Raw genomic sequence first — 3,524 nt, 5'->3', positions numbered from 1 at the left:
CCGCCGACCTGGAGAACTACCCCCGCACGCTCGAGGCGGACCGGGAGATCCTCGGCGCGGAGGGGTGCGAGCTGGTGTTCGCCCCGGACCTGGCGGAGATGTATCCCGGGTACCCGGACGCCCCGATCGTCACGGTCTCGGCCGGGCGCATGGGCGAGGTCCTGGAGGGAGCCAGCCGGCCCGGTCACTTCGACGGTGTCTGCACCGTCGTCGCCAAGCTCTGGCACACCGCCCTTCCCCCGGCCCCGGCGCGGCTGCTCAGCTACTTCGGGCAGAAGGACGCCCAACAACTGGCCGTGCTGCGCCGCATGCGCGCCGACCTGGACTTCGACCTGGAGATCCGGGCCGTGCCGCTCGTGCGCTCCCCGGAGGGGCTGGCGCTGTCCAGCCGCAACACGCGACTGTCCCCGGAGGCGCTCGAGGCGGCCCTCGTGCTCCACCGCTCGCTGGGGACCCTCCGGCGGGCCGCGGAGGAGGGCCGGCCGCTCGACGTCGGCGCGGCCCGGGCGATGATCGAGGCCGAACCGCTGGCCGGGCTCGACTACCTCGAGGTGGTGGACCATGCCACCCTCGAGCCGCTGACCCCGGAGGAGTGGGGACGCCCGCTGGAGCGCGAGGCCCTCGCGCTGGTGGCCGCGGAGTTCGACCCGGTCCGGCTCATCGACAACATGGTGCTGCCCGCCTCGTCCTGAGCGCACGGTGGGCGGCCTCCGCCCCGATCCCGGACCGGGCGGCGCTCGGGCGCCGCCCCGGATAGGATCGGACGCAAGCTGCGGTCCGGTGCCCACCGGACCGGTACCCCGGCGCCGCTGGGCACCCGCTCCCCGGCGCCGCCGTCGACCCCCGACTGCCCCAGGAGCCCGCGTGAGCCAGACCGTGACCGCCACCAGCCAGCCGACCGCCCGCGAGGACCTCTACCGGCACGTCAACGGCGCCTGGATGGAGTCCACGACCATCCCCGCGGACCAGGGGACCTACGGTGCCTTCATGGAGCTGCGCGACGCCTCCGAGGCCGCGGTCCGCCGACTGGCCGAGGACGCCGCCGCCCACTTCTGGTCCGGCCCCGGGGCCGGCAGGGAGTCCGGTCCGTTCACCGCCGGCGCCGACGACGAGGGCGCCCGCCGGCGCATCGGCGCGCTCTACGCCTCCTTCATGGACGAGTCCAGCGTGGAGGACCGGGGACTGGAGCCGATCGTGGCCGACCTGGCCGAGATCGAGGCCGTGGAGGACGTCGAGGAGTTCCTCGAGCTCTCCGGCCGTCTGCAGCGCACCGGGGTCAGCGGCCTGATCCAGACCGGTGCCCTCAACGACGCCGGGAACCCGGAGCGCATGCTGCTGCACCTGCTCCAGGACGGACTGGGCCTGCCGGACGAGTCCTACTACCGGGAGGAGAAGTTCGCGGAGCTGCTGGGTGACTACCGGCAGCACGTGGGCAACCTCTTCCAGCTGGCCGGCATCGGCGGTGACACCCCGGAGACCCGGGCGTACGCGGACCGCGTGGTGGACCTGGAGGTGAAGATCGCCGCCGCCCACTGGGACGTGGTGAAGTGCCGGGATGCGGTGGCCCGCTACAACCTGCTGGACCGCGCGACCCTGCTGGAGTCCTTCCCGCTGGCCGAGCGCTGGCTGGAGGGCATCGGGGCGCAGGACTCCCGCAGCGCCGAGGTGGTGGCCTGGCAGCCGGACTTCCTGGCCGCCATGCAGCAGCTGCTGCTCGCCGAGGACCTGGAGGACTGGAAGCTGTGGCTGCAGCTGCAGGTGCTGCGCTCGGCCGCCCCCTACCTGACCGAGGCCTTCGTCAACGAGCACTTCGCCTTCTACGGCCGCAAGCTCGCGGGCACCGAGGAGGTCAAGCCCCGCTGGAAGCGCGGGGTGGCCTTCGTCAACGGGGCCGTGGGCGAGGACGTGGGCCGGCTGTACGTGGCCCGGCACTTCCCCGAGGGCCACAAGGCGACCATGGACCAGCTCGTGTCCACCCTGCTGGAGGCCTACCGCCGGTCCATCTCCACGCTCGAGTGGATGGGGGAGGAGACCCGGCAGCGGGCGCTGGAGAAGCTGTCCATGTTCAAGCCCATGGTCGGCTACCCGGTGAAGTGGATCGACTACTCCTCCCTCGAGGTGGATCCCGACGACCTGGTGGCCAACGTGCGTGCGGCCTCCGCGTTCGAGTTCGAACGGGACCTGACCAAGATCGAGACCGGCCCGGATCCCGAGGAATGGCACATGACCCCGCAGACGGTCAACGCCTACTACTCCCCGCTGGAGAACGCGATCGTCTTCCCCGCGGCCATCCTGCAGCCGCCGTTCTTCGACCCCGGCCGGGACCCGGCCGAGAACTTCGGGGCCATCGGCGCCGTCATCGGACACGAGATCGGCCACGGCTTCGACGACCAGGGTTCCCAGTACACCGGGGACGGCACCCTGCGGAACTGGTGGACCGACGCCGACCGCGCCGCCTTCGAGGAGCGCACCGCCAGGCTCGTGGAACAGTTCGAGGTGCTGCGCCCCAGCGAGGCGCCGGAGCACTGCGTCAACGGCCGGCTCACCCTGGGCGAGAACATCGGTGACCTGGGCGGGCTGGGCATCGCCTACAAGGCGCTGGAGATCTGGCGCGAGGAGAACGCCGACGCCGACCGCACCGGTGACACCGCCGGCCCGGCCCGGGCGGCCGGAGCCGAGGGGACGGCCGCCCGGTCCGAGGCGACCGGCCGCCCGGTCGGGGCCCACCCCGAGGCCGGAGGGCCGGTGGAGGCCTCCGCGGCCGATGAGGCCCAGGTGGAGCAGGACCGCGCGTTCTTCGCGTCCTGGGCGGAGTGCTGGCGCCAGTTGTCCCGCCCGGAGACCACGATCACGCGGATCACCTCCGACCCGCACTCGCCCAACGAGTTCCGCTGCAACCAGGTGGTGAGGAACCTCGACGCCTTCCACGAGGCCTACGGGACCCGGCCGGGTGACGGCATGTGGCTGGATCCGGCCGAGCGCGTCACCATCTGGTGAGCCGTAGACTGGTTGACCGTGACGACCCAGAACTCCCCGGTCCAGCCGGCAACGGTGGACGGACAGCCCAGCGACCCCACGACCAGTGACCAGCGGCAGGTCCGCCAGGACAAGCGCGACGAGATCCTGGCCTCCGGGCGCGAGGCCTACCCGGTCGCCGTGGACCGCACGCACTCCCTGGCACGCGTCCGGGCCGACTTCCCGGACCTGGAGCCGGGGGCCGAGACCGGCCAGCGGGTCGGCGTGGCCGGGCGCGTGGTGTTCCTGCGCAACACCGGCAAGCTCTGCTTCGCCACGCTGCAGGAGGGTGGCGACGACGGCGCCGGCACCCGGCTGCAGGTCATGGTCTCGCTGGCCAACGTGGGCGAGGAGTCCCTCGCGGACTGGAAGCACCTCGTGGACCTGGGCGACCACATCGCCGTCCAGGGCGAGGTGATCGCCTCCCGCCGCGGGGAGCTGTCCATCATGGCCGACGGCTGGCAGATGGCCTCCAAGGCGCTGCGTCCGCTGCCCGTGCTGCACGCCGG

Annotated in this window: 3 protein-coding genes; all 3 read left to right on the top strand. The window is 72.6% G+C overall.

Going from position 1 to position 3,524, the window contains the following annotated elements:
• Positions 1-692, top strand: a 692-nt coding sequence (locus tag PLJ28_RS15320) for a 4-phosphopantoate--beta-alanine ligase (RefSeq protein ID WP_324590383.1), incomplete at its 5' end; no start/stop codon positions are given.
• 172 nt (positions 693-864) lie between these two features.
• A complete protein-coding gene (locus tag PLJ28_RS15315) occupies positions 865-2,997 on the top strand; it encodes a M13 family metallopeptidase (RefSeq protein WP_324590382.1) in 2,133 nt (710 codons plus the stop codon).
• 18 nt (positions 2,998-3,015) lie between these two features.
• Positions 3,016-3,524, top strand: a 509-nt coding sequence (locus PLJ28_RS15310) for an OB-fold nucleic acid binding domain-containing protein (protein WP_502877098.1), incomplete at its 3' end; no start/stop codon positions are given.

The sequence above is a fragment of the Citricoccus sp. genome, assembly GCF_035445025.1.
In the GTDB taxonomy this organism is placed as follows: domain Bacteria; phylum Actinomycetota; class Actinomycetes; order Actinomycetales; family Micrococcaceae; genus Citricoccus.
Note: the sequence above shows the minus strand (reverse complement) of the source record. Positions and strands in the feature narration are given on the sequence as shown.